This window comes from Sphingomonas melonis, assembly GCF_013409985.1.
In the GTDB taxonomy this organism is placed as follows: domain Bacteria; phylum Pseudomonadota; class Alphaproteobacteria; order Sphingomonadales; family Sphingomonadaceae; genus Sphingomonas; species Sphingomonas melonis_A.
The window spans coordinates 358,612-384,309 of record NZ_JACCBY010000001.1 but is presented as its reverse complement, the minus strand read 5'-3'; the positions used below and the strand labels follow the sequence as shown (position 1 = coordinate 384,309).

The 25,698-nt window shown below is 69.6% G+C and carries 20 protein-coding genes; 10 read left to right on the top strand and 10 right to left on the bottom strand.

The features are described from left to right. Positions 1-4: 4 nt before the first annotated feature. Both tldD and HD841_RS01895 read right to left on the bottom strand, forming a co-directional pair. On the bottom strand, positions 5-1,435 hold the full coding sequence (gene tldD, locus HD841_RS01900; protein WP_179507191.1) for a metalloprotease TldD: 1,431 nt from the start codon (positions 1,433-1,435) through the stop codon (positions 5-7). Between the two features lie 18 nt (positions 1,436-1,453). Further along, the gene (locus HD841_RS01895) at positions 1,454-1,687 is read right to left on the bottom strand and encodes a zinc-finger domain-containing protein (RefSeq protein ID WP_179507190.1); all 234 of its coding nucleotides are present in this window, start codon (positions 1,685-1,687) and stop codon (positions 1,454-1,456) included. Between the two features lie 228 nt (positions 1,688-1,915). On the opposite strand from HD841_RS01895, the gene HD841_RS01890 reads away from it, so the two are divergent. The 3 genes from HD841_RS01890 (at position 1,916) to nadB (ending at position 4,984) form a co-directional block, all read left to right on the top strand. Further along, positions 1,916-2,872: an ABC transporter ATP-binding protein gene (locus tag HD841_RS01890; protein ID WP_179507189.1), complete on the top strand. Its 957-nt coding sequence runs from the start codon at positions 1,916-1,918 to the stop codon at positions 2,870-2,872. Continuing rightward, positions 2,873-3,259: an endonuclease domain-containing protein gene (locus HD841_RS01885; RefSeq protein ID WP_179507188.1), complete on the top strand. Its 387-nt coding sequence runs from the start codon at positions 2,873-2,875 to the stop codon at positions 3,257-3,259. 132 nt (positions 3,260-3,391) lie between these two features. Then, complete coding sequence (gene nadB, locus HD841_RS01880) at positions 3,392-4,984, top strand: L-aspartate oxidase (RefSeq protein WP_179507187.1); 1,593 nt, start codon at positions 3,392-3,394, stop codon at positions 4,982-4,984. Between the two features lie 18 nt (positions 4,985-5,002). Here nadB and HD841_RS01875 read toward each other — a convergent pair whose 3' ends face one another. After that, positions 5,003-6,787, bottom strand: a complete 1,785-nt coding sequence (locus HD841_RS01875) for a thiamine pyrophosphate-requiring protein (protein ID WP_179507186.1) — start codon at positions 6,785-6,787, stop codon at positions 5,003-5,005. Between the two features lie 209 nt (positions 6,788-6,996). Here HD841_RS01875 and HD841_RS01870 point away from each other — a divergent pair, with 209 nt between their 5' ends. From HD841_RS01870 to HD841_RS01860, 3 genes are all read left to right on the top strand, one after another. Further along, complete coding sequence (locus tag HD841_RS01870; RefSeq protein ID WP_179507185.1) at positions 6,997-8,076, top strand: serine hydrolase; 1,080 nt, start codon at positions 6,997-6,999, stop codon at positions 8,074-8,076. Positions 8,077-8,207: 131 nt separating this feature from the next. Then, positions 8,208-10,964 (top strand): DNA polymerase I, encoded by a 2,757-nt coding sequence (polA, locus tag HD841_RS01865; RefSeq protein WP_179507184.1) that lies wholly within the window; start codon positions 8,208-8,210, stop codon positions 10,962-10,964. Between the two features lie 133 nt (positions 10,965-11,097). Further along, complete coding sequence (locus HD841_RS01860) at positions 11,098-12,612, top strand: lipopolysaccharide biosynthesis protein (protein ID WP_179507183.1); 1,515 nt, start codon at positions 11,098-11,100, stop codon at positions 12,610-12,612. Between the two features lie 214 nt (positions 12,613-12,826). On the opposite strand, the gene purH is transcribed toward HD841_RS01860, so the two are convergent. The 4 genes from purH to HD841_RS01840 form a co-directional block, all read right to left on the bottom strand. Next, positions 12,827-14,389, bottom strand: coding sequence for a bifunctional phosphoribosylaminoimidazolecarboxamide formyltransferase/IMP cyclohydrolase (gene purH / locus HD841_RS01855; protein ID WP_179507182.1), 1,563 nt, complete (start codon positions 14,387-14,389; stop codon positions 12,827-12,829). A 163-nt stretch (positions 14,390-14,552) separates the two neighbouring features. Further along, complete coding sequence (locus HD841_RS01850) at positions 14,553-16,322, bottom strand: heparinase II/III family protein (RefSeq protein ID WP_179507181.1); 1,770 nt, start codon at positions 16,320-16,322, stop codon at positions 14,553-14,555. Next, positions 16,319-16,990 carry a ribulose-phosphate 3-epimerase gene (rpe, locus tag HD841_RS01845; RefSeq protein ID WP_179507180.1) on the bottom strand — a complete coding sequence of 224 codons (672 nt, stop codon included), beginning with the start codon at positions 16,988-16,990 and terminating at the stop codon, positions 16,319-16,321. Before rpe ends, HD841_RS01850 begins: the two co-directional genes overlap by 4 nt. Positions 16,991-17,219: 229 nt before the next feature. Beyond that, positions 17,220-18,506, bottom strand: coding sequence for an RsmB/NOP family class I SAM-dependent RNA methyltransferase (locus tag HD841_RS01840; protein WP_257015173.1), 1,287 nt, complete (start codon positions 18,504-18,506; stop codon positions 17,220-17,222). A 60-nt stretch (positions 18,507-18,566) separates the two neighbouring features. Here HD841_RS01840 and HD841_RS01835 point away from each other — a divergent pair, with 60 nt between their 5' ends. From HD841_RS01835 to HD841_RS01825, 3 genes are all read left to right on the top strand, one after another. After that, positions 18,567-18,728, top strand: a complete 162-nt coding sequence (locus HD841_RS01835; RefSeq protein ID WP_179507178.1) for a DUF1674 domain-containing protein — start codon at positions 18,567-18,569, stop codon at positions 18,726-18,728. 115 nt (positions 18,729-18,843) lie between these two features. Continuing rightward, positions 18,844-20,688: an AsmA family protein gene (locus HD841_RS01830; protein WP_179507177.1), complete on the top strand. Its 1,845-nt coding sequence runs from the start codon at positions 18,844-18,846 to the stop codon at positions 20,686-20,688. Positions 20,689-20,860: 172 nt separating this feature from the next. Continuing rightward, complete coding sequence (locus HD841_RS01825; protein WP_179507176.1) at positions 20,861-21,568, top strand: hypothetical protein; 708 nt, start codon at positions 20,861-20,863, stop codon at positions 21,566-21,568. Between the two features lie 12 nt (positions 21,569-21,580). Here HD841_RS01825 and HD841_RS01820 read toward each other — a convergent pair whose 3' ends face one another. The 3 genes from HD841_RS01820 to HD841_RS01810 are packed head-to-tail and all read right to left on the bottom strand — an operon-like array spanning position 21,581 to position 24,602. Next, on the bottom strand, positions 21,581-21,979 hold the full coding sequence (locus HD841_RS01820; RefSeq protein ID WP_179507175.1) for an acyl-CoA thioesterase: 399 nt from the start codon (positions 21,977-21,979) through the stop codon (positions 21,581-21,583). Further along, positions 21,976-22,545 carry a DedA family protein gene (locus HD841_RS01815; protein WP_179508056.1) on the bottom strand — a complete coding sequence of 190 codons (570 nt, stop codon included), beginning with the start codon at positions 22,543-22,545 and terminating at the stop codon, positions 21,976-21,978. Before HD841_RS01815 ends, HD841_RS01820 begins: the two co-directional genes overlap by 4 nt. Next, a complete protein-coding gene (locus HD841_RS01810; protein WP_179507174.1) occupies positions 22,542-24,602 on the bottom strand; it encodes a S9 family peptidase in 2,061 nt (686 codons plus the stop codon). Before HD841_RS01810 ends, HD841_RS01815 begins: the two co-directional genes overlap by 4 nt. Before the next feature lie 145 nt (positions 24,603-24,747). Between HD841_RS01810 and HD841_RS01805 the strand changes: the two genes are divergently transcribed. Then, a complete protein-coding gene (locus HD841_RS01805; RefSeq protein ID WP_179507173.1) occupies positions 24,748-25,680 on the top strand; it encodes a DUF808 domain-containing protein in 933 nt (310 codons plus the stop codon). Positions 25,681-25,698: the final 18 nt, after the last annotated feature.

Here is a 25,698-nt window from a genome sequence, read left to right as displayed (position 1 = left end):
GCGATTACGCCGTCGCCGTCCCACCCACCGTCAGCCCGTCGACCAGCAGCGTCGGCTGCCCCACGCCAGCCGGCACGCTCTGCCCGCCCTTGCCGCAGACGCCGATCCCCTCGTCGAGCGCGAAGTCGTTGCCGATACCGGCGACCTTGGTCAGCACCGTCGGGCCGTCGCCGATCAGCGTCGCGCCCTTGATCGGCGCGCCGATCCGGCCGTCCTCGATCAGATACGCCTCGGTGCAGCTGAAGACGAACTTGCCCGAGACGATATCGACCTGTCCGCCGCCGAAGCTCTTGGCGAAGATGCCGCGCTTCACGCGGCTCAGCAGCTCGGCGGGATCGTCGTTGCCGCCCTTCATGAAGGTATTGGTCATCCGCGGCATCGGCGCATGCGCGAAGCTCTCGCGGCGGCCGTTGCCGGTCGGCGCGACGCCCATCAGCCGCGCGTTGAGCCGGTCCTGCATATAGCCCTTGAGGATGCCGTCTTCGATCAGCACCGTCTCCGACGTCGGCGTGCCCTCGTCGTCGATCGACAGCGAGCCGCGCCGGTCGGCGATCGAGCCGTCGTCGACCACGGTGACACCCGGCGCCGCGACGCGCTCGCCGATCCGCCCCGAGAAGGCGCTGGTGCCCTTGCGGTTGAAATCGCCCTCTAGGCCATGGCCGATCGCCTCGTGCAGCACGATCCCCGGCCAGCCCGGCCCGAGCAGCACGGTCATCTCGCCCGCCGGCGCCGCCACAGAATCAAGGTTGACGAGCGCATGCGCCAGCGCCTCGTCGATGCCGCGGTTCCATACGGTTTCGTCGAACAGCCGGTCGTAGAGATAGCGCCCGCCGATGCCGAACGTACCGGTCTCGCGGCGGCCGTTCTGCTCGACGACGATCTGGATGTTGAGCCGCACCAGCGGTCGCACGTCGGTGGCCACGAAGCCGTCGGGCCGGACGATCTCGACCACGCTCCACGTGCCGGACAAACCGACGGAGACCTGCGCGACGCGCGGGTCGCGCGCCCGGGCCGCGGCGTCGATCGTCTGGCAGAGGTTCACCTTGTCGGCGAACGGCACCAGGTCGAGCGGATCGGCATCGGTGTAGAGGTGGCGGTTGTTGCCCTGCGGCGGCGGCGCCTTGGCGCTCGTCGTCGGGTCGATCAGCGCCATCGTCTCGCCGGCGCGGCGGATCGCCGCTTCCGACAGTTCGTTGGCATGGGCAAAGGCGGTCATCTCGCCCGACACCGCGCGCAGGCCGAAGCCGGCATTGGTGTCGTAGCTCGCGGTCTTCAGCCGGCCGTCGTCGAAGCCGAACGCCTCCGCCTTGCGGTATTGCAGGAACAGTTCGCCGTCATCGGCGCGGCCGAGCGCATCCGCGGTGAGGCGGAGCGCGGCGTCGGGCGACAGTTGGTCGCGGTACAGGAACGAGCGGGGATCGGCGGCTACAGTCATTCCACCGATATAGGGGCGTTAAATGCTGGCGCCATCCGGATGATCGCGCAATTTCGACTGATCGGCGCCGTCGGCCGGTCCGCCGATCAGCACGAAGCGCCGATCGCAATAGCCGCAATCGACATAGCCCTCGTCATCGATCTGCAGGAACACGCGGGGATGGCCGAGCGCAGCACCGCCAGGGATATCGGTTGCGCCGTCACAGGCGACACGGCGTTGCGACACGCGGACGGTTTCGGGCGGCGGGATCATGGGGAGCCGGATAGCAAGGAGAGGCCCGGCCTTCAATCCTCTGCAATGGACGGAAGCGCGCCTGTCGTAAGGCTCCTGTCTTCGCCCCCGCCCCGTCACCCGGGACCTGTTCCGGGGTGACGGATAAGAAGAAGAAACCGATCGAACCCCGTCACCGTAGCCATAGAACGCTGCCCGCAACGGGGAGGATTTAGTTGCGCGTTTCGGCAAGCGGCGTATTCCGCCTGCATGACCGAGGCAGCGATCCGCATCCAGAACCTCTGCAAGACCTATCAGGGCGGCAAGCGCGCGCTCGACGGGGTCAGTTTCGACGTGCCGCGTGGGCAGATCTTCGGCCTGCTCGGCCCCAATGGCGCGGGCAAGTCGACGCTGATCAACATCCTTGCCGGGCTGGTCAACAAGACGGACGGGCAGGCCGCGATCTGGGGCTTCGACATCGACGCGCAGCCGCGCAACGCCAAGGCGTCGATCGGCATCGTCAACCAGGAGATCCTGTTCGACCCCTTCTTCACCCCGATCGAGACGCTGGAGATCCAGGCCGGCCTCTACGGCGTTCCCAAGGGGCAGCGGCGCAGCATGGAGCTGCTGCGCGCGGTGCATCTGGAGGACAAGGCGAAGGCCTATGCCCGCACCTTGTCGGGGGGCATGAAGCGGCGGCTGATGGTCGCCAAGGCGATGGTCCATTCGCCGCCGGTGCTGGTGCTCGACGAGCCGACCGCGGGCGTCGACATCGAATTGCGCCAGCAGCTCTGGGCCTATGTCCGCCAGCTCAACGACGCCGGAGTCACGGTGGTGCTGACCACGCATTACCTCGAAGAGGCCGAGGAATTGTGCGACCGGATCGCGATCATCAACCACGGCAAGCTGATCGCCAACGAACCGACGCGCGAGCTGGTCGGCAAGGCGCAGGAGAAGGTGGTGGCGGTGACCGTCGACCGCGACGTCGCGACGCTGCCGGTCAATGCCTGTTTCGGCAAGATCGTGCTGAAGGGCGCTCGGACGCTGGAGATCACCTATGCGAAGGACCGGGTCAACGCCGGCGAGGTGCTCGCCGCGGTCCAGCATGATGGCTTCGGCATCGTCGACGTCTCGACCAAGGAGCCGGATCTGGAGGACGTGTTCCTCAGCCTGACGCGTGCGACTCCCCTCCCGCTTGCGGGAGGGGCAGGGGGTGGGCCTGGCTAAATGCCGGACTGGCGACCGCGCGACACCGCGCGGGCACGCAAATTGCGCAACGAGGCGACGCCCGCCGAGCGTCGCCTGTGGAGCTATCTCGGCAACAGCAGGCTGAACGGACACAAGTTCAGCCGGCAGATGCCGCTCGGTCCCTATGTCTGCGACTTCCTGTGTCGGCGGAGCAAATTGGTCGTGGAGCTGGATGGCGAGTCGCATGCCGCAACCGCGGTGCACGACGCACGGCGCGATCAGTTCATGCTTGAACAGGGCTATACCGTCCTGCGGTTCAGCAACGCGGATGTGATGGAGAACGTGGAAGGCGTGGTGGCGATGATAGGCGCGTCACTTGCGGATGCGCCCACCCCCAGCCCCTCCCGCAAGCGGGAGGGGAGTTAAGCGACTCTCCCCTAACAAATCCGCCTGTCCTATCCGCCCCGGTTTATGCCACAGCGTCACGATGCGCGCCTTCCTTGCCATCGCAACCCCGCCCCTGATGACCAGCACCCCCCACGCGGCGCCGGCCGCCCGATGACCGATTCGACGCGCAACAGCGACGTGCTCGTCGTCGGCTCGGGCGCGGCCGGGCTGACCGCGGCGCTCAACCTTGCTGAGCGGTTCAAGGTCACCGTGCTCGCCAAGGGCGCGCTCAACGAAGGGTCGACCGCTTGGGCACAGGGCGGAATCGCCGCGGTGCTCGAACCCGGCGACACGTTCGAGCATCACGTCGAGGACACGATGGTCGCCGGCGCCGGCCTCAACGACCGCGATATCGTCGAGTTCGTCGTCGAGGGTGCCCCCGCCGCGATCGAACGGCTGACCAAGCTCGGCGTGCCCTTCGCCACCGAGGGGAATGCGCTCCACCTCACCCGCGAAGGCGGCCACAGCCATCGCCGGATCGTCCATGTCGCCGACGCGACCGGCTGGGCGGTGCAGGAGGCGCTGCAGCGCGCCGCCGAGGCGCATCCCAATATCACATTGGTCCCCGATCAGGTCGCGATCGATCTCGCCACCAGCCGCCACGAGCAGCGCTATTCGGGCGCGGGCAACGTCTGGGGCGTCTATGCGGTCGATCGCGGCACCGGCCGCGTCACGCTCTACACCGCAAAGGCGACGGTGCTCGCCACCGGTGGCGCGGGGCGCACCTATCTGTTCTCCACCGCCCCGCGCGGCGCGACCGGCGACGGCATCGCGATGGCGTGGCGGGCGGGCGCACGCGTCTCCAACATGGAGATGATGCAGTTCCACCCGACCTGCCTCTACCATCTCGAGGTCAAGAACTTCCTGATCACCGAGGCGGTGCGTGGCGAGGGCGGGCGGCTGATCAACCCGACCACCGGCAAGCGCTTCATGTCCTATTACGATGCCGAGCGGATGGAGCTGGCGCCGCGCGACGTGGTGGCGCGCGCGATCGATGCCGAGATCAAGCGCTACGGCCTCGATTACGTGCATCTCGACATCAGCCACCAGCCGGCCGATTTCGTCCGCGGCCATTTTCCCAATATCCACGAGAAACTGCTCGGCCTCGGCATCGACATGACGGTGCAGCCGATCCCGGTGGTGCCCGCGCAGCATTATACCTGCGGCGGCATCGTCATCGATCGCGACGGCCGCACCGATCTGCCCGGCCTCTATGCCGCGGGCGAATGCACCGAGAGCGGGCTGCACGGCGCCAACCGGCTCGCCTCGAACAGCCTGCTCGAATGTTTCGTGTTCGGCGAGGCGTGCGCCGACCATATCACCACGCATTGGGATGCCCTGCCCGCGGTGCCGGTGATCCGGCCCTGGGATGAAAGCCGCGTCACCGATTCGGACGAAGAGGTGGTGATCAAGCAGAACTGGACCGAGATCCGCCGCTTCATGTGGAATTACGTCGGCATCGTCCGCACCACCAAGCGGCTCGAACGCGCGCAGCATCGCATCCAGATGCTGACCGAGGAGGTGGCCGATTATTACGGCCACTTCCGCGTCACCCCCGATCTGATCGAGCTGCGCAACCTGTTGCAGACCGCCGCGCTGATCGTCCGTTCGGCGTTGCACCGGCACGAGAGCCGCGGGCTGCACTATACACTCGACTATCCCGAGACGCTGCCCGACGCGGTTGATACGGTGCTGGTGCCCTGAGCGGCGCGGGCGTCGCCGTCAGCCCGTCACCTCCTTGAACAATTGCCGTGCGGTCTCGGTGATCACCCGGCCGGCGCCGCGGTCGCCCTTGGCCATCGACGCCATGAACGCCTTGGCCTGCGCCAATGTCAGGTGTGGCGGCAACGGCGCGACCTCGGGATCGGTCTTCACCTCGAGGATCACCGGCCGGTCGGCGGCGAGCGCCGCCGCCCAGGCGGAGGCCAGGTCCTCCGGCCGGTCGACGAAGATGCCCTTCAGCCCGATCAGCTCGGCGAAGCGCGCATAGGGCACGTCGGGCAGGTCCTGCGTCGTGGGGAAGCGGGGATTGCCCTCCATCACGCGCTGCTCCCAGGTCACCTCGTTGAGATCCTCGTTGTTGAACACGCAGACGATGAAGCGCGGATCGCGCCAGCGCTGCCAGTATTTCTGGACGGTGATCATCTCGGCGAGATTGTTCATCTGCATCGCGCCGTCACCGACCAGCGCCACCACCGGCCGTTCGGGATGCGCGAACTTCGCCGCGATCGCATAGGGCACCGCCGCCCCCATCGACGCGAGCCCGCCCGACAGCGACGCGCGCTGCCCCTGCTTCAGCTTGAAGTCGCGCGCATACCAATTGCAGCACGAGCCGCTGTCTGAGGTGACGATCGCATCGGCGGGGAGCAGCGGCGACATCTCCCACACGACGCGCTGCGGATTGACTGGCTTGGCCTCCGCCATCGCGCGCGCCTCCAGCGTCCGCCACCAGTCGGCGACGCCCGCCTCGATCCCCGCGCGCCACGAACGATCGGGCTTGGCGTGGATCAGCGGGATCAGCGCCTCCAGCGTCTCGCGCGCGCCGCCGTGCAGATTGACCTCTGTGGGATAGCGCAGCCCGAGCATGCCGGCATCGACGTCGATCTGCACCGCCCGGACCTTGCCGTCGGGCGGGAGGAACTCCGCCCAGGGAAAGCCGGTGCCGATCATCAGCAGCGTGTCGGCGCCCTGCATCATGTCCCACGACGGCTTGGTGCCGAGCAGCCCGATCGCGCCGGTGACGAAGGGCAGCTCGTCGGAGAGCACGTCCTTGCCGAGCAGCGCCTTGGCGACGCCGGCACCGAGCAGGTCGGCGATCCGCACCACCGCCTCGGCCCCGTCGCGCGCGCCCGCGCCGATGAGGATCGCGACCTTCTCGCCGGCATTGAGCACCTCGGCGGCGCGGCCGAGGTCGCGCGGCTGCGGCACCACCAGCGGCCGGCTGTAGCCGACGCCCGAGCGGGTGAAGCCATGCTGGACCTTGGGCTCCTCATAGGGCTCGTCCTGCACGTCCTTCGGCAGCACGATCACGCCGACGCCATTGCCCGCCACCGCGATGCGGATCGACCGGTCGGTGACGTGGCGGACCTGCGCCGGCGCGGTCGCCTCCTGCACGTAGTCCGCGACATCGGCGAAGATGCGGTCGAGGTTGAGCTCCTGCTGGTAGCTCGCGCCGCGCACCGTTGTCTCGGCCTGGCCGGCGATCGCCAGCACCGGCGCATGATCGAGCTTGGCGTCGTACAGGCCGGTGAGCAGATGCGTCGCTCCGGGGCCGCCGGTCGACAGGCAGACGCCGAGTTCGCCGGTGAACTTGGCATGCGCGCTCGCCATGAACGCCGCCATCTCCTCATGGCGGACCTGGATGAATTCGATGCCCTCGCCCGCCTTCTCCGCGCGTTGCAGCGCGCCGAGCACGCCGTTGATGCCGTCGCCGGAATAGCCGTAGATGCGCGTCACGCCCCATGCCTTCAGCCGGTCCACGAAGAAGTCGCTGGTCATCTGTGCCATGGCTGCCGTCCTGCTTGCTCGATTGCGGCAACAACGGACGGGCCGGAGCAATGGTGCCCCGCCGTTCGCCGCGCCGGTGCCGCGGTTCGTCGCAGCCCGCCGCATCGGCGGTTTCGCCGCACCGATCCTCGGATAAGGATCGGCGCCTTGCCAGCTGAGGCCTCTTTTCCAGTATGATAGCGTTTGGCCGTCCGGCCCGATCGATTCTGATGATCGCCAGTTGCGCCGCGCTTGCCGGTTGCGGCTCGACCTCGCGGCCGATCGGCAGCGGCCCCGCCCCCGCCGAGACGCCGGCGCTCGCGGTATCGATCCCGATCCCCTCCGCCGCGCCGCCGCCGCGCCGCGTCGCGCCGGCGCAGCTGACCAGCACGATCGACGCGCTGGCGCGCAGCTTCGACGGCAAGTTCGGCATCGCGATCCGCGCCGTCGACGAGGGCTGGACGGTGACCTCGCCGGGCGCGCGCACCCGCCTGCCGCAGCAGTCGGTCAGCAAATTGTGGGTCGCGATGACGCTGATGGACCTGCGCGACCAGGGCAAGGCGCGGCTCGACGATCCCGTCGTCGTCCGGCCCGAGGACCTGACGCTGTTCCACCAGCCGATCGCGATGCTGGTCAAGGGCGACGGCTATCACACCACCGTGGGCGAATTGCTCACCCGCGCGCTGACCCACAGCGACAATACCGCCAACGACCGGCTGCTCACCTATGTCGGCGGGCCCGCCGCCGTGCGCGCGATGATCGAGCGCAAGCAACTGGGCGACATCCGCTTCGGCCCCGGCGAGCGGTTGCTCCAGGCGAAGACCGCCGGACTGACCTGGAACCAGGCGATGGCGGTGGGCGGCGGCTTCGAGGCGGCCCGTTCGCGCCTGTCGCCCGAGGCGCGCGCCGCGGCGCTCGACGCCTATGTCAACGATCCCCCCGACGGCGCCGCGCCGCTCGCCATCGCCGACGCGCTATCGCGGCTGGCGCGCGGCGAGCTGTTCACCGAGACCTCGACGCGCATCCTGCTCGACACGATGGGCGCGTCGGTCACCGGCCGCGCCCGGCTGCGCGCCGCGCTGCCCGCCGGCTGGCAGATCGCGCACAAGACCGGGACGGGCCAGGACCTCGGCGGCCGCAACGCCGGCTTCAACGACGTCGGCCTGCTCACCGCGCCCGACGGGCGACGCTATGCGATCGCGGTGATGATCGGGGATTCGCGCCGGCCGATCCGCGAGCGGCAACAACTGATCCAGTCGGTCGCAGCGGCGGTGGCGAGCTATGCGGGGGGCGGGGCGACGGGCGCCTGACCGCCATCGTCATCCCGGCGAACGTCGGGATGACGATGGGCCTGTTACCCCAAAGCCACACTCCGCCAAACCCGTCGTCTGCCCCAAGCAGAGGTTGGTGCCGCCGGACCGATCGGGTAAACGCAGCCACGATGCCCCATCTCTATCTCGTCGACGGCTCGGGCTATATCTTCCGCGCCTATCACCGCCTGCCGCCGCTCACCAACAAGCATGGCGAGCCCGTCGGCGCCGTCTATGGCTATACCGCAATGCTGTGGAAGCTCGCCGACGAGCTGCATGCGGCGGAGGGGCCGACGCATATGGCGGTGATCCTCGACAAATCGTCGAAGACCTTCCGCAACGATCTCTACGATCAATACAAGGCGCACCGGCCGCCGCCGCCCGAGGATCTGGTGCCCCAGTTCCCGATGATCCGCGACGCGACCCGCGCCTTCTCGCTGCCGTGCATCGAGACCGAGGGGCTGGAGGCGGACGACATCATCGCCTGCTATGCCAAGGCGGCGCTGGCGCAGGGCTGGCAGGTGACGATCGTCAGTTCCGACAAGGATCTGATGCAGCTCATCGAGCCGGGCCTCGACCTGTACGATACGATGAACAACCGCCGGCTCGGGCCGGAGCATGTTGCCGAGAAGTTCTTCGGCATCGCGCCGTCGCAATTGGGCGACGTGCTCGCGCTGATGGGCGACAGCGTCGACAATGTGCCCGGCGTCCCCGGCGTCGGCCCCAAGACTGCCGCCAAGCTGATCCTCGAACATGGCGACCTCGAATCGGTCCTCGCCGCCGCGGAGGGGATGAAGAAGGGCAAGCTGCGCGACAATCTGATCGAGCATGCCGGCATGGCACGGCTCAGCCGCGAACTCGTATCGCTGCGCTGCGACGTGGCGCTGCCCGAACCGCTCGAAGACCTCGAACTCCAAGGCATCCCCGACGCGCCGCTGCGCGCCTTCCTCGAACATCACGGCTTCCGCACCCTGCTCGCCAAGCTCGGTCAGGTCGCCGACGAGCCGGTGCCCGCCCCCGCCTCGGTCCCGTATGAGGCCGATCCGCCGTGCGAGCATGACGCCTATGAGACGGTGGTCGATGTCGAGACGCTCGACCGCTGGATCGCGCAGGCGCAGCATCAGGGCTGGGTCGCGATCGATACCGAGACGACCGGCACCGACGCGACCGGCGCCGATCTGGTCGGCGTCAGCCTCGCGCTCGGCGCCAACAAGGCGTGCTATATCCCGCTCGGCCATGGCGGCAGCGACCTGTTCGGCGAGACGCCGCCGCAGATCGAGCGCGACGCGGCGCTCGCCCGGCTCAAGGTCCTCTGCGAGGACGCGTCGGTGCTCAAGATCGGGCACAATCTCAAGTTCGACATGATCGTGCTCGGGCTGCACGGCATTACGATCGCGCCGCATGACGACACGATCGTGATGAGCTTCGATCTCGACGCCGGGCTGCACGGTCATGGCATGGACGAGCTGGCGGCGACGCACCTGTCGCATAGCTGCATCGCGTTCAAGGACGTGGTCGGCACCGGCAAGACGCAGCGCGGCTTCCACGAGGTCGATCTGAAGGCCGCGACGCGCTACGCCGCCGAGGATGCCGACGTGACCTATCGGCTGTGGAAGCGCTTCAAGGCGCGGCTGCCCGCCGAGGAGGCGACGCGCGTCTACGAGATGGTCGACCGGCCGCTGGTGCCGGTGATCGCGCGGATGGAGATGCGCGGGATCAAGGTCGATCGCGAACGGCTGTCGGGCCTGTCCGCCGAGTTCAGCGGCCAGATCGCGGGGCTGGAGACGGTGATCCACGGTCACGCCGGCGCGCCGTTCACGATCGGCAGTCCCAAGCAATTGGGTGACGTGCTGTTCGAGCGGATGGGCATCAAGGGCGGCCGCAAGGGCAAGTCGGGCGTCTATTCGACCGACGTCACCGAGCTGGAGCGGATCGCCGCCGACAAGGATTCGCCCGGGGCCGAGATCGCCGCGCGGGTGCTCGACTGGCGGCAGCTCACCAAGCTCAAGAACACCTATACCGATGCGTTGCAGGCGCAGATCAACCCGCGCACCGGCCGCGTCCACACCAGTTACTCGCTGACCGGTGCGCAGACCGGGCGCCTGTCGTCGACCGAGCCCAACCTCCAGAACATCCCGATCCGTACCGAGGTGGGGCGGCAGATCCGCGACGCCTTCGTCGCCGAGCCCGGCAACGTCATCCTCGCCGCCGATTATTCGCAGATCGAGCTGCGGCTGGCGGCGCATATGGCCGACGTGCCGGCGCTGCGCGACGCCTTCGCCAATGGCGACGACATCCACAGCCTGACCGCGATGGAGCTGTTCGGCGAGGTCAACCGCGACACCCGCGGCCGCGCCAAGACGATCAACTTCGCGATCCTCTACGGCATCAGCCGCTGGGGCCTTGCGGGCCGGCTCGACGTCAGCGCCGAGGAGGCGCAGGCGATGATCGACCGCTATTTCGAGCGCTTCCCCGGCATCAACACCTATATTGCCGAGACGACGCAGAGCGTGCGCGAGCGCGGCTTCACCACGACGCTGTTCGGGCGCAAGACGCACTTCCCGCGCATCCGCAGCAAGGTGCAGCACGAACGGCAAGGCGCCGAGCGCGCCGCGATCAACGCGCCGATCCAGGGGACGAGCGCCGATATCATCAAGCGCGCGATGGTGCGGATGGAGCCGGCGCTGCTCGCGGCGGGGCTGCCGAACGTGCAGATGCTGCTCCAGGTGCACGACGAACTCGTGTTCGAACTGCCCGAGGGTGACGTCGATGCGGCCAAGCCGGTGATCGAGCGGGTGATGGCCGAGGCGGCGCAGCCGGCGGTCACGCTGTCGGTGCCGCTCGGGATCGAGATCGGGACGGGTGCGAGCTGGGGGGCAGCGCATTGATCGCGGCCGCCTCGCACTCACCCTCACCCTGCGCCGCCTTCGGCGCCTTCTCCCTCTCCCGATGGGAGAGGGAGGGAGGCGCGCAGCGCCGGAAGGGTGAGGGTGGGTGCGAGACGCTCACGATCGCCAACCCGTGACCGAATCGAAGGACATCGACGCGCTCGCCAAGGGCGGGCGCACCAATATCGCCGGTTTCGTGCTGCGCCTCGCCGCGCGCATCCCGTTCCTGTTCATCGCCGGCCGCCTTTACGGCCCGGACCTCGTCGGCCGCTTCGCGCTCGCCGTGGTGGTGGTCGAGCTTGCCGCTCTGGTCGCGACGCTCGGGCTCAAGCGCGGCCTCGCGCAGGCACTGTCGTCGTCCGACCAGCCGCACGTCTGCGTCGTCTGGGATGCGCTGGCGCTCGCCTTCATCCTGTCGATCGCGGCGAGCGCGGTGCTGATCGCCTTTCCGGAGGTAATGTACGCCAATACGCAGGTGACCGGGCTCGACCGGTTCCTGCCGTGCATCATCGTCGCGGTGGCCTGGTCCGACGTCAGCCTGTCGGCGCTCGCCTATCGCCACAACGTCAAGGCGGCGGTGACCGCGCGCGCCGTCGTCGAGCCGTGGACGATCTCGATCGCCGCCTGGGTCTTCTCCTTCTTCACGATCAAGGACGGGCTGGTCCTCTCCTATGTCGCGTCGATGACCGCGGCGCTGATCGCCAGCTTCGTGCCGTTCCTGCGCAGCTATGGCCTGCCGCGCGGCTGGTCGCCGCATCCCGGCCAGCTCTTCGCGCTCGCCCGCGCCAATGCGCCGCTCGCCGGTGCCGACGCGCTCGAATGGGGCAGCCGCAACGTCGACCGGTTCATCCTCGGCGTGATGTTCGAGCCGAAGATCGTCGGCATCTATTATATGGCGCAGCAGGTCGCGAGCCTTCCGCAGAAGCTCAAGACCAGCTTCGACCCGATCCTGGGGCCGGTCATCACCAAGAGCCTCGCGGTCAACGACCGCGCCGCGATCGCGCATCAGGTGCGGCAGGTGGCGTTCTGGATCATGGCGGCACAGGCGGGTCTTGCGCTGATGGGGTCGATCCCCGCCGGCGCGGTGATGGGCGTGGTCGGGCCGCAATTCGTCGCGGGCAGCGCCGCGCTCGGCTTCCTGCTGACCGCCGAGGTGCTCGCCTCGACCGGGGCGGTATGCGAATCGGCGCTGGTCTATACGGCGCGGCACCGCAATCTGATCATCTCGATCGTCATGCTGGCGGTGCAGATCGCGCTCAGCTTCGCGCTGATCCTCGGCATGCGACGGCTCGGCTGGCCGACGACGTGGCAGGCGGCGGGGCCGGCGGTGGCGCTGATGGTCAGCGTCGCGCTGACCTCGGTGGTCAAGGCGACGCTGCTCGGCCGTATCCTGTCAGCGCCGGTGTCGCCGTGGCGCTGGCCGCTGCTGTGGGCGGTGGTCGCGGCGACGGTGGTCGGCGGCTTGTTCACCGCGCTGCCGCCGCAGCTCGAATGGCTCGAACTGATCGGCGGCGAACCGGCGATCGCGGCGACCTATCTGTTCGTGCTGTGGAAATGGGCATTCGGCCCGGCCGACCGCGCGTTGTTCGGCAAGATGCCGAAAGCCGAGGAGGCGACGCTGCCCAACGTGGGATCGCCGGTGCGCTAGGCGGATTGGACGGTCCGAAAGTCACGGAGGCCAGCGCCTCCCCCGCCGGAGCAGGACATTTGCATATGGCGATTCGCGTAAGCCGCTCGCCCTCCATGCCACGTCGTCACCCCGGACTTGTTCCGGGGTGACGAACCTGATGAGGACATCGATCGCGCCTCACGACTTCGGCCATATATGATCCCCCTGCCCGCTTAGGGGGAGGATTGCAGGCTCAGTGGCGGAAGTGGCGCATGCCGGTGAAGACCATCGCGAGGCCCGCGGCGTCTGCGGCGGCGATCACCTCCTCGTCGCGGATCGAGCCGCCCGGCTGGATCACCGCGGTCGCCCCCGCCTCGACCGCGGCGAGCAGGCCGTCGGCGAAGGGGAAGAACGCATCCGACGCGACCGCCGAGCCGATCGTGCGCGGCGTCGCCCAGCCCGCCCTGTCGGCGGCGTCCTTCGCCTTCCACGCGGCGATGCGCGCGGACTCCAGACGGTTCATCTGGCCGGCGCCGACTCCGGCGGTGGCGCCGTCCTTGGCATAGACGATCGCGTTCGACTTGACGTGCTTGGCGACGGTCCAGGCGAAGCGGCAGTCGGCGAGCTCCTGTTCGGTCGGCGCGCGCTTGGTGACGACCTTCAGCTCGCCCGGCGTGCCATTGTCGCGGCCCTGCACCAGCCAGCCGCCGGCGATCGACTTGGCGAACAGGCCGGCCCGCGCGGGATCGGGCAGTTCGCCGGTCAGCAGCAGCCGCAGGTTCTTCTTGGCGGCGAACAGCGCCAGCGCCTCTTCGTCGGCGCCGGGGGCGACGACGACCTCGGTGAAGATGCCGGTGATCGCCTTCGCGGTCGCGGCGTCGAGCGGGCGGTTGACCGCGATGATGCCGCCGAACGCCGAGACGGTGTCGCAGGCGAAGGCCTCGGCATAGGCCGCTTCGAGGCTGGACGCGGTGGCGACGCCGCACGGATTGGCGTGCTTGACGATGACGCAGGTCGGTGCCGCGTCGCGGAACTCGGCGACCAGCTCGAGCGCGGCATCGGCGTCGTTGAGATTGTTGTAGCTGAGCTCCTTGCCCTGCACCTGCCGCGCCTGGCCGATGCCGCGGACGCCGTCGTTGCTCGCGTAGAAGGCGGCGGACTGATGCGGGTTCTCGCCGTAGCGCAGCGATGCGGCGCGGGTCATCGTCACCGGCAGCACCGCCGGGAACGCCTCGGCCTGATCGACGGTGCCGAACCAGCGCGCGATCGCGCCGTCATAGCTGGCGGTGGCGGCGAAGGCCTTGGCGGCGAACAGGCGGCGCTGGTCGAGCGTCGTCTCGCCGGTCGCGACGATCGCATAATCGGCGGGGTCGGTGACGATCGCGACATAAGCGTGGTTCTTGGCGGCGGAGCGGACCATCGAGGGGCCGCCGATGTCGATATTCTCGATCACCGTGTCGCGGTCGGCGCCGCGGGCGACGGTCGCCTCGAACGGGTAGAGGTTCACCACCACCAGATCGATCGCGCCGATCGCATGCGCCGCCATCGCCGCGGCATGGTCGGGATCGTCGCGGACGGCGAGCAGGCCGCCGTGGACCATCGGGTGGAGCGTCTTGACGCGGCCGTCCATCATCTCGGGAAAGCCGGTAACGTCACTAACGTCGCGCACCGCGAGGCCGGCGTCGCGCAGCGCCCTGGCGGTGCCGCCGGTCGAGACCAGCTCGACACCCTTCGCCGCAAGTGCCTGGGAAAGCTCGACAATGCCGGTCTTGTCGGAGACCGACAGCAGGGCGCGCTTGATGGGGATGGTGGACATGGTCTTCCTCTGTGGCCTAGCCGGACGCAACCCGCTCCGTTCGCCCCGGACCTGTCGAGACGCAGACGGGACTCGCCTGCGCTTCGACAGGCTCAGCACGAACGGGTAAGGGGTGCCAGTCGTATGCGCGTCCCCCTAGCGGGCGAAGGCGCGTCCGAACAGGTCAGATCGCGCGTTTCAGCGCCCAGCTGACGTTGGCGCCGCCCGCCGGCGCCTCGCCGCTGACGACGAGCTGCTGCGTGGCGATCGGGCGGCCCTCGCCGTCGATCCACAGCGAATCCTCGATGGTCAGCGTACCGCCGCGGCAGCGGAACTGCCAGAGCGCGCCGCCGGGCAGGCGGAGCAGCGCCGCCAGGCCATCGGCGGTCGGCGACGCCTCGACCCCGGCGCCGAGGTGGAAGCGCACCGCGAACGGCACGACGCCGACCTTGCGCCGCCGCCCGTGCGGCAGCAGCGCATCCTCGCCGCGCAATTCCTTGCCGTCGCCGGTCAGCATCAGCTGGCGGCGATGGACGAAGCCCCAGCGGCGGACATAGCCGTCGTGGCTCGCCTCGATGCGGCTGGCGACGTCCGATTCCTGCCGCGACAGCTCGACCTCGGCGACGCCGCGGCCGAGCGTGCCGTCGGCGAGGATCGCGGTCGAATTGGAATCGCCGACCACCAGCGTCGAATGCGCCGCCGTGGTGCGCAGTCCCTCGGCATAAGCGCTCGGCAGCTGCGGCACCGCGGCGCGCGCGCCGCCGCAATTGACGATCAGCCGCGTCTCGCCATCGGAAAATTCGAAGGCGAGCGTCGAGGCGCAGCCGCCCTCGACCAGCTTGGCGACCGGCGGCGGTGCCGCATCGACGATCAGCACCGCGCCACCGGCGGCGAGCCGCTGATAGCCCCAGTCGCGGGCCTGGCGGAGCGGGCGGGTGCGCACCCCGCTCGCGGCGATCACCGCGGCGAGCGCGTCGGGCATCGCCGGGCCGCCGCCCTGCCAGCTCGACAGCATGCCGTCGCCATGGGTGACGCCGAGCAGCGCCGGCACCGCGCGGGTCAGCGCCGCCTGCGCCGCGGCGGGCATCTCCTCGCGCCGCGCGACATAGGTCTCGCGCAGCATGGCGAGCAGCATGATCGTGTCGAGCAGCATCACCGGGCTGCGCGACACCGCGCCGCCATCCTCGCTGAGCCCGCTGGCGAGCGCGCGGAGCAGCCCCGCCTCGCCGAAGCTGCGCCGGGGATCGCCGCCGGGGATCAGCAGCCCCGCCGCGACGACCCCGCACCAGGCGGCGATGCGCGGCGCACCGGGTGGTGCCTTGTCGGCGCCGCGGTCGAGGTGCCGGGCGCCACGCGCCAACGTGTTGAGCACGCTGGAGCGATAGACGAGATCGGTCGACGACAGGATCAGCGGCGCATGCGCGGTCCAGAACAACAGGCGCCGGCCCCACAGATCGGGGCGCCACGCCAGAGGATCGATGCGCTCGGCATAATCGCCGAGCCAGCGCGCCATCAGCGCCTCGGCGATCGGCGCGCCCTGCGCCCGCGTCGCCACCGTCGACAGGTCGCGCAGCCAGGCGAAGCTGTGGACATATTCGGCAAAGGGCTTGCCCCATTCGCCGCGCTTGAACGCGAGCGTGTCGATCGGATGCGTCTCGCCGCGGAAGGTGAGATCACCGGACAGCATCGCCTGGCCGCGGCGCACGTCGCCGATGACGGGATCGTCGGGCACCGCGATCAGCTTGAGCGGATACCGCCCTTTCAGGCGCATGCTGTGGATCGGGGTGCGCCAGGTCAGCCGGTGGAGCTGTTCGGACAGCCGCTCGGCCAGGCTGAGCCCGCGGTCGCCACCGACCCGCATCAGGCGCTTGCCCTCCTCGACTCCGTCAGGCGGCGATCCGGCGGGCAGCGATTCGGGGTGCGGCGATTCGGCCGGTGGCGACAGGTCGTTCATCCCGCCGCCGACGTGCCGCGCAGCGCGGCGATGTTGGCGGCATAATGCGCGGGTCCGCCGCGGAAGGCGGCGGTGCCGGCGACCAGCGCGTCGGCACCGGCGGCGATGCAGCGCGCGGCATGTTCGGGATCGACGCCGCCGTCGACTTCGAGGTCGATGGCGCGGCCGCTCTGATCGATCATCTTGCGGATCGCGGCGATCTTCTTGAGCTGGCTGTCGATGAAGGTCTGGCCGCCGAAGCCGGGATTGACGCTCATCACCAGCACGAGGTCGACCATGTCGATGAGGTAATCGAGCATCTTGGCCGGCGTGCCGGGATTGAGCACGACGCCCGCGCGCTTGCCCAGCCCCTTGATGTGCTGGATCGTGCGGTGGATGTGAGGGCCCGCCTCGGGATGGACGGTGATGCCGTCCGCCCCGGCCTCGGCAAAGGCGTCGAGGTACAGGTCGACCGGCGAGATCATCAGATGGACGTCGAACGGCTTGGCGGTGTGCGGGCGCAGCGCCTTCACCACGGCGGGGCCGATCGTGATGTTGGGGACGAAATGGCCGTCCATCACGTCGATATGGATCCAGTCGGCGCCCGCGGCATCGATCGCGCGGACCTCCTCGCCCAGCTTGGCGAAGTCGGCGGACAGGATGGAGGGGGCGATACGGACGGGCTGCATGACCCGCCTCTCTAACCGCCTGTCCTTCTATTACAATGCGCTTGGGACGAGTTTGCTGAGGGGTGCGCCAAGCCACCCCTCCCCCGCCAGGGGGAGGGGGACCGTTCGGCCTTAGCCGAATGGTGGAGGGGGAGGACAGGGCGGGAGCGCTGCAATCGAGCTTCCGCCCTGTCCTCCCCCTCCGTCAGCGCTTTGCGCTGCCACCTCCCCCTGGCGGGGGAGGAATGGGTTAGCTTATCCGCTTCAGCCGCGCGATGAAGAAGCCGTCGCAGCCGCCGTCGGCGGTCATCATGCCCGGCACGGTGCGGACATAGCCGTCGGCATGCACGGGAATGCCCGCCGGCAGCAGCGCCGCGGCGGGCGCGTCGATCGCATAATCCGGGCGCGCCGACAGGAAGCGGGCGAGCTGGTCCTCGCCTTCCTGCCGTTCGAGGCTGCACGTCGCGAACACCAGCGTGCCGCCGGGCTTCACCCAATCGGCGGCGCGGGCGAACAGGCGCGCCTGGAGCGCCGCCATCTCCTCGATGATCGGCGGGTGGACGCGGTGGAGCACGTCGGGGTGGCGGCGGAAGATGCCGGTGGCGCTGCACGGCGCGTCGATCAGCAAAGCGTCGGCCGGCTCGGCCGGCGCCCATTTGAGCACGTCGGCGGCGATCACCTCCGCCTTCAGCCGGGTGCGGAACAGGTTCTCGCGCAGCCGCTTGATCCGGGCATTGGAGACGTCGACCGCGGCGACGGCAAAGCCCGCGGCGGCGAGTTGCAGCGTCTTGCCGCCGGGCGCGGCGCACAGGTCGATCGCGCGCCCGTTCGCCGCATCGGCGAGCAGGCGCGCGGGCAGCGAGGCGGCGATGTCCTGCACCCACCAGCGCCCCTCGGCAAAGCCGGGCAGGTCGGTGACCGAACCGGCATCGGCGATGCGGACATGCCCCGGCAGCAGGCTGACGCCACCGAGTTCGGCGACCCAATGGTCAGTCTCGGCCGGGTCGGCGAGGGTGACGTCGAGCGGCGGCGGGGCGGCGATCGCCTGCGCCGCGCCCTCGACCATCTCGGCGCCCCACGCCCCCTCCCAGCGGGTCTCGACCAGCGGCGGCAGCGCCGGAATCTCGGGCAGCAGCACGCCCGAGCGCACGATCGCTCCGAACACGCCGTGGACCAGCTTGCGCGGGCCGCCATCGACCAGCGGCAGGACGGTGGCGATCGCGGCATGGTGCGGCGTGCCGAGCACGAGCGCCTGGACCAGCGCGATGCGCAGCGCCATCCGCGCCTTGGCATCGTCGGGCAGCGGCCGTTCGGTGACCGAGTCGATCAGCGCGTCGAGATCGGGCAGGCGACGCAGCACCTCGGCGGCGATGGCGTGGGCGAGGCCGCGATCGGGTCCATAGACGTGGCGCGTCGCGGCGACGAGCGCCTGTTCGAGCGGTTCGCCGCGGCGGAGCACCGCATCGAGCAGACGCAGCGCCGCACGGCGGGAGGGCGTGCCGAGCGCGTCGGAATCGTTGTTGGTGGAACGGGGCAAACTTGTCTTACCTGACGCTGGAACCGATATGGAATCCATCCCTTAGACCGGAGAGACGCGATGGGCCAACGTCCTGCACATGTTAAGCCGCCCGCCTACCTCAGCCAGAACCCGCCGGTGCCGCAGCCGGAGGACAAGAAACCGGCGCAAGCCGACCCGCTGGGGCTCAATCCGACCCGCTATGGCGACTGGGAGCTGAAGGGCATCGCGATCGACTTCTGACCGGTCCGGAACCATGTCGGCCTGATGCGCGTCCATGATGCATGTTAAGCGCTCCTGAATTCCGTCGTTCGTGCTGAGCCGGCCTGGCACAGGCGCTGCGACAGGCCGGGGGCGTATGGTCGGCACCCGATCGCTCGGGCGGTGGGGGCTGGCGGCGGTGGCCATCCTCGCCCTGCTCCTGCTGATCGTCGCCGCCTTTCCGTTCGGGATGCTCAAGGGCCTGGTCGCCGATCGGCTGAGCGATCGGTTCGGCCGGCCGGTGACGATCGACAGCATGGCACGGACCGACGGGTTCGGCTTCACGCCGACCGTCGTCGTGCGCGGGGTGCGCATTCCGCAGGCAACATGGGCTGGCGGCGGCGATTTCCTGCGGCTGCGCGAGGCGCGGCTGCGCTTTCCGGTGTGGCCGCTGCTCACCGGCACGTTCAAGCCGCGCGACATCGTCATCGACGGCATGCAACTGGCGCTGGTGCGCGCGCCGGACGGCCGCACCAACTGGTCGCGGCCGGGCGGATCGCGGGGCGGCCAATCCTCCAACACGCTGCAGGGGCTGACGGTGCGCGACAGCATCGTCGCCTATCGCGACGACAAGCGGCAGCGCGCGGCGCGGGTCGCCTTCGCCTCCGATGCGCAGGGGTTGCGGATCAATGGTAGCGGGACGATCCGCGGGACCCCGGTCCGCGTCGCGCTCACCGGCGCCTCGGTCGCGCAGCCGGTGGCGGCGCCATGGGCGTTCACCGCGGCGATCGAGGGCGACGCGCTGCACATGCGCGCCAGGGGTACGACCGACCGCCCGCTCGACACCGACGCGATGACGCTCGACATCGCGGCGCGCGCCGCCGACCTCCGGCTGATCGATGCGGTGATCGAGGCGGGACTGTTCGGGACGCAGCCGGTGGCGCTGACCGCGCACGTCCGCCACGATGCGCCCAAATGGATCGTCACCGATCTGAAGGGCACGATCGGCCGGTCCGACATCGCCGGCCACGTCACCGTCGACAAGCAGGACGGCCGCACCAAGCTGGACGGGGCGGCGACCGCGCAACGCTTCGATTTCGACGATCTGTCCTCCGACGAGGGGCTGGCCAAGGGCGCCGCACTGGAGGGGGCGATCGGGCCGCGGCTGGTGCCCGCCACGCGGATCAACCTCGCCAAGATCGACAAGACCGACGGGCGGATCGCGGTGCATGTCGCGCGCGTGTTCAGCCATGGCGGTCGGACGTCGGTGACCGGCATCGACGGCGTGCTGATGCTCGACCACCAGCGGCTGCGCGTCGCGCCGCTGACCGTGCGGCTTGCCGGCGGCACGGCGCGCGGCACGGTGACGGTCGACCAGCGCGACGGGGCGGCATCGCCGCTGCTCACCGTCGACCTGCGACTGGTCGGCACGCGGGTGGAGGCGTTCGACGGGGCGCAGGGCGCCTTTACCGGCCAGGTCGCGGCGCGTGCCCGGCTGAGCGGGCGCGGCGATACGATCCGCGCGGCGATCGGCCGGTCCGACGGGCGGATCGGCTTCACGATCCGCGACGGCACGCTGCCGGCGCGCTATGCGGCGGCGCTGGGGTTCGATGCGGGACGGGCGCTGCTCGCCGGCGGCACGGACAGCGCGCGGCTGCGCTGCCTCGTGCTGGCGCTGCCGGTCCGCGGCGGCCGTGGCACCGCGACGCCATTGGTCGTGGACACCAGCGCGAGCCAGTTGCGCGGGACGGGCACGGTGCGCTTTCCCGACGAGCGGATCGACCTGCGGCTGACCGGCGCGCCCAAGGGGCACAGCCTGTTGCGGCTGCCGGGATCGGCCTTCGTCACCGGCAGCCTGAGCGATCCGGTGCTGACCGTGCCGGCGGAGGTGAAATCGGTCGGCAACATCTTCAAGGCGATCGGCCGGGCGATCACCGGCCGGCAGGGGCCGAGTGCGACCGATGCGGATTGCGCCGGGCTGGTGGCGCGCGCGTTGCGCTAGGCGCGCACCGCCGCCGGGGAAGACGATGCCTCCCATGATCCACGTCGTCATCCGATCACGACCCGATCATGGGGGGCCTGCCGCCGTCGCGGCGATGCCGACATGCCAACCTTCTTCCCGGCGGCCGACGTTTCCGCTCGCCGTGCCGTAGCGGCGCGGGTAGGATCGGGGCATGAATGATACCGCCACTGCCGGCGGCGCCTCCGGCGCCAGCCTTCTGCCCGATACCACCGATGCCTTCACCATCGCGCATCTTGCGGTGCTGGCGGTCTTCGCACTGCTGGTGATCGCGGCGATCGTCTGGGGCGCGCGGCTGAAGGCGCGGCGCAAGGCCGCCGAACGCCATATCGCCAGCCACAATGAAGAGGTGATCGCCGCCGCACCCGAAGCGACGCCGCCTCCCCCGCCGGCCCCGCCGCGCCCCGCCCCCGCTCCGGTTCAGGCACCGGCGGTCGCGCGCCGGGTGGAGGACGCGCCGGTGCACGCCCCCGCCGAGCCGCTGGTCGAGGACGCCGCCGACCCGCTGGCGGACGAGCCGATCGCGGCGGCCGCGCCGCTCGATGCCGCGCCCGCGATCGAGGCCGCTTCGGCACCCGCGCCTTCGCCTACCCCCGCGCCCGCGCCCGCCGGCGATTCGCCCGCGGAGGCGCCGGTGAGCACGCTCAAGGGGCTCGGGCCGAAGCTGACCGCGCGGCTGGCGGAACTGGGGATCACCACCGTGGGCCAGGTCGCGGCGCTGAGCGACGACGATGCGGCGCGGCTCGATGCCCAACTCGGGCCGTTCGCCGGGCGGATCACCCGCGATCGCTGGATCGAACAGGCGCGCTTCCTCGCCGCGGGCGACAAGGCCGGGTTCGAGGCGGTGTTCGGCCGGCTGTAACCGCGCGGCGGATCAGCGGTCGAGGAAGGGCGCGGCGATCTCCGGCCGCACCCGCATCAGCCGCCCCGTCGCACGATCGAGCAGCGCCCAGGTCGTCACCGCCTCGACCTTCACCTTGCCGTCGGCCCCGGTGAAGCGGACGTGGCGGTTGAAGCGCGCGCCCTTGGGCGGTTCGGGCACCCAGGTTTCGCCCGTCACCGTCTCGCCTGCGGCGACGTTGCCGCGATAGTCGATCTCATGTCGGGTCACGACCCAGACCATCGCGGCGCGGTCCGCCGCCGGGGCCACAGCCTCCCAATGCGCGACCGCAATGTCCTGAATCCAGCGCACCCAGACCGCATTGTTGACGTGGCCGAGCTCGTCGATGTCGCCCGCATCGGCGGTGATCGAGAGGGTGAAGCGGCCGCTCATCCCTGCTGCCGCCGACGCCACCAGCGGAAGCCGGCGAACAGCGTGCCGAGCACCAGCGCCGCCAGCGCCACCCACAGCCACTGGCGGCCGTGCGGGCGATAGCGGCCGAGCAGCTCGGCGATGCCGGTGCCGAAGACATAGCCGAGGCTGGTGAACAGCACCGCCCAGACGCAGGCGGCAATCGCGTTGATCCACAGGAAGGTGCGCGTCGGCACCTGCGTCGTGCCGATCGCGATCGGGCTGACCGTGCGCAGCCCGTAGAGGAAGCGGAAGATGAAGATGAAGCCGATCGGATAACGTTCGAGCGTGTCGAGCGCCTTGACGAACGCCGGCTTGGCCTGCGCGCGCTGCACCCAGCGATGGTCGCGGAAGCGCCGGCCGGCGGCGAAGAACGCCTGGTCGGCGAGGAACGAGCCGCTCGCCGCGGCGATCATCGCGCCGGGCAGCGACAGCATGCCCTCATGCGCGAACAGCCCGCCGGCGAGCACCATCGTCTCGCCCTCGATCCCCGCGCCGAGGAACACCGCGGCGAGCCCGTAATCGGCGATGAGCGCCTCGATGCTCAGCGGTCGATCCCGAGCTGCCAGAGCACGAAGGCGTGTTCCTCCGCCGCCTCGCGCAGCGATTCGAACCGGCCCGACTTGCCGCCATGGCCCGCGCCCATGTTGGTCTTGAGCAGCAGCACGTTATCGTCGGTCTTGGTGGCGCGCAGCTTCGCCGCCCATTTCGCCGGCTCCCAATAGGTCACGCGCGGATCGTTGAGCCCGCCCGAGATGAACATCGGCGGATAGTCCTGCGCGACGACATTGTCGTACGGGCTGTAGCTGCGGATCAGCTCGAACGCCGCCTTGTCCTCGATCGGATTGCCCCATTCGGGCCATTCGCCCGGGGTGAGCGGCAGGTCGGCGTCGAGCATCGTGTTGAGCACGTCGACGAACGGCACGTCGGCGATCACCGCGCCCCATAGTTCGGGATCGGAATTGACGATCGCGCCCATCAGCTCGCCGCCCGCCGAGCGGCCGGCGGTGGCGATGCGGCCGGCCCTGGTCCAGCCGGCGTCGATCAGCCCCTTGGCGACGTCGACGAAGTCGTTGAACGTGTTGGTGCGCTTGTCGAGCTTGCCGTCGTGATACCATTGCTGGCCGAGATCGTCGCCGCCGCGGATATGCGCGATGGCATAAGCGAAACCGCGGTCGAGCAGCGACAGCCGCCCGGTCGAGAAGCCGGGCGGGATCGCATAGCCGTAGGCGCCATAGGCATAGAGGAACAACGGCTGCGACCCGTCGCGCTGGAAACCGGCGGGATAGACGATCGACACCGGGATTTCGGTGCCGTCGCGCGCGGCGATCTTGAGCCGCTCGGTGCGATAGCCGGCGGCGTCGTAACCGGCGGGAATCTCCTGCACCTTGCGCACCTCGAGCGCGCCGGTCGCGACATCGTAATCGTAGACGGTGCTCGGCGTGACCATCGATTCATAGCCGAGCCGCAGCGTGTCGACCGCATATTCGGGATTGTCGCCGAGGCCGGCGGCATAGCTCGGTTCGGGGAAGGCGATGCGCTGCGGTTCGGTCGGCGCGTCGTAGCGATGGATCGCGATCTGATCGAGCCCGTCGAGCCGGCCCTCGACGACGAAGAAGTCGCGGTAGCATTCGACGCCGGTCATATAGAAATGCGGGTCGGCGGGGATCAGTTCGTGCCAGTCGCCCGGCGCGTCGATGCTCGCGGTGCACAGCCGCCACATCGGATCGGTGTCGTTGGTGTGGATGAACAACGTGCCGTCATGCGCGTCGACGTCATATTCGCGCCCCTCCTTGCGGAGGGCGACGAGGATCGGCGTCGCCAGCGGATCGTTGGCGGGGAGCAGCCGCACCTCGCTGGTGACATGGTCGCCGGTGCCGATCACCAGCCACTGGCGGTCGCTGGTCTCGGCGACGGCGACGCGATAGCCCTCGTCCGCCTCGTGGAACAGCTCGACGTCGTCGCTCACCGGCGTGCCGAGCCGGTGGAAACGGGCGTTGTCGGTGCGCCATTGCTCGTTGGCGAGGCCGTAGAGGAAGCCGGTGTCGTCGCTGGTCCAGACGATGTCGGAGAGCATGCCGGGGATCACCTCGGGCAGATGCTCGCCGGTCTCGAGATTCTTGACGCGCACCTCAAACCGTTCGGCACCGCTGTCGTCGATGGCGTAGGCGAGATGGCGGCCGTCGTTGCTGACCGCGAAGGCGCCGAGCCGGAAATATTCCTTGCCCTCGGCGAGCGCGGGTTCGTCGAGCAGCAACTCGTCGGAGCCGCCCGCCACGGGCTTGCGCCACCATTTGCGATACTGGCCGCCGGTTTCATAGGCGGTCCAGTAGAGCCAGTCGCCATCCTTCTGCGGCACCGAGGATTCGTCCTCCTTGATGCGCGCCTTCATCTCTTCGTACAACCGGTCGACCAGCGGCTGGTGCGGCGCCATCACGCTTTCGAAATAGGCGTTCTCCGCCGCGAGATAGGCGAGCACGTCGGGGTCGGTGACCTCGGGATAGTTCGGGTCCTTCAGCCAGGCATAGGGATCCTCGATGGTGATGCCGTGCGTGGTGAAGCTGTGCGGGCGCCGGTCGGCGACGGGCGGCGTGATATCGGTCATGGCCTAGCCTTAGCCGCGCGATCGGGAGCCGTCATGCCCTTCCCCGCGCGTTCGGGCGACGAGCAACAAAGCGGAAACACCTCGTGTATTGAACCGTTCCCGCGCCGCCGTCATGGCTGATGGCGGACAACAGGGGACACGGGACATGGCCGGCGGACTGGTAGCGCTGCTCGACGATATCGCGGCGATGGCGAAGCTCGCCGCCGCCAGCCTCGACGACGTCGCCGGCGCGGCGGGCAAGGCGGGCGCGAAGGCGGCGGGCGTCGTCATCGACGATACCGCGGTGACGCCGACCTATGTCGTCGGGTTGAGCCCGGCGCGCGAGCTGCCGATCATCGGCAAGATCGCGCTGGGGTCGCTGAAGAACAAGCTGCTGTTCCTGCTGCCCGCGGCGCTGGTGCTGAGCGCGCTGGCGCCCTGGGCGATCACGCCGATCCTGATGCTGGGCGGCGCCTATCTCTGCTTCGAGGCGGCGGAGAAGATCGTCGGCGCGCTGACCGGCCACGGCCATGGCGAGGACGCGGTGGTCGAGACCGATCCCAAGGCGCTCGAAGACCGCCAGGTGTCGGGCGCGGTACGCACCGACCTGATCCTGTCGGGCGAGATCATGGCGATCGCATTGGGCGAGCTGAACGGGCAGACCTTGGTCAATCAGGCGATCGCGCTCGCCCTGGTGGGGATCGCGATCACCGTCGGCGTCTATGGCATCGTCGCGCTGATCGTGAAGATGGACGATATCGGCCTGCATCTCGCGCAGAAGCCGGGCGCGGGATCGCAGGCGCTGGGTCGCGGGCTGGTGTCGGCGATGCCGGTGGTCCTGAACGCGCTGTCGCTGATCGGCACCGCGGCGATGGTCTGGGTCGGCGGCGGGATCATCGTCCACGGCATGGAAGCATTCGGCCTCACCACCCTGCCCCATGCGCTCCACCACGCCGCCGAGGGCGCGGCCCATGCGGTCGGCGTGCTGCCCGGCGTGGTCAACTGGATCGTGACCGCGGTGGGATCGGGGATCGTCGGGCTGATCGTCGGCGGCGCGATCGTCGGCGTGCTGCACCTGCTGCCGCGCAAGGGGCATTGAGGACTGAAGTCCTCCCTC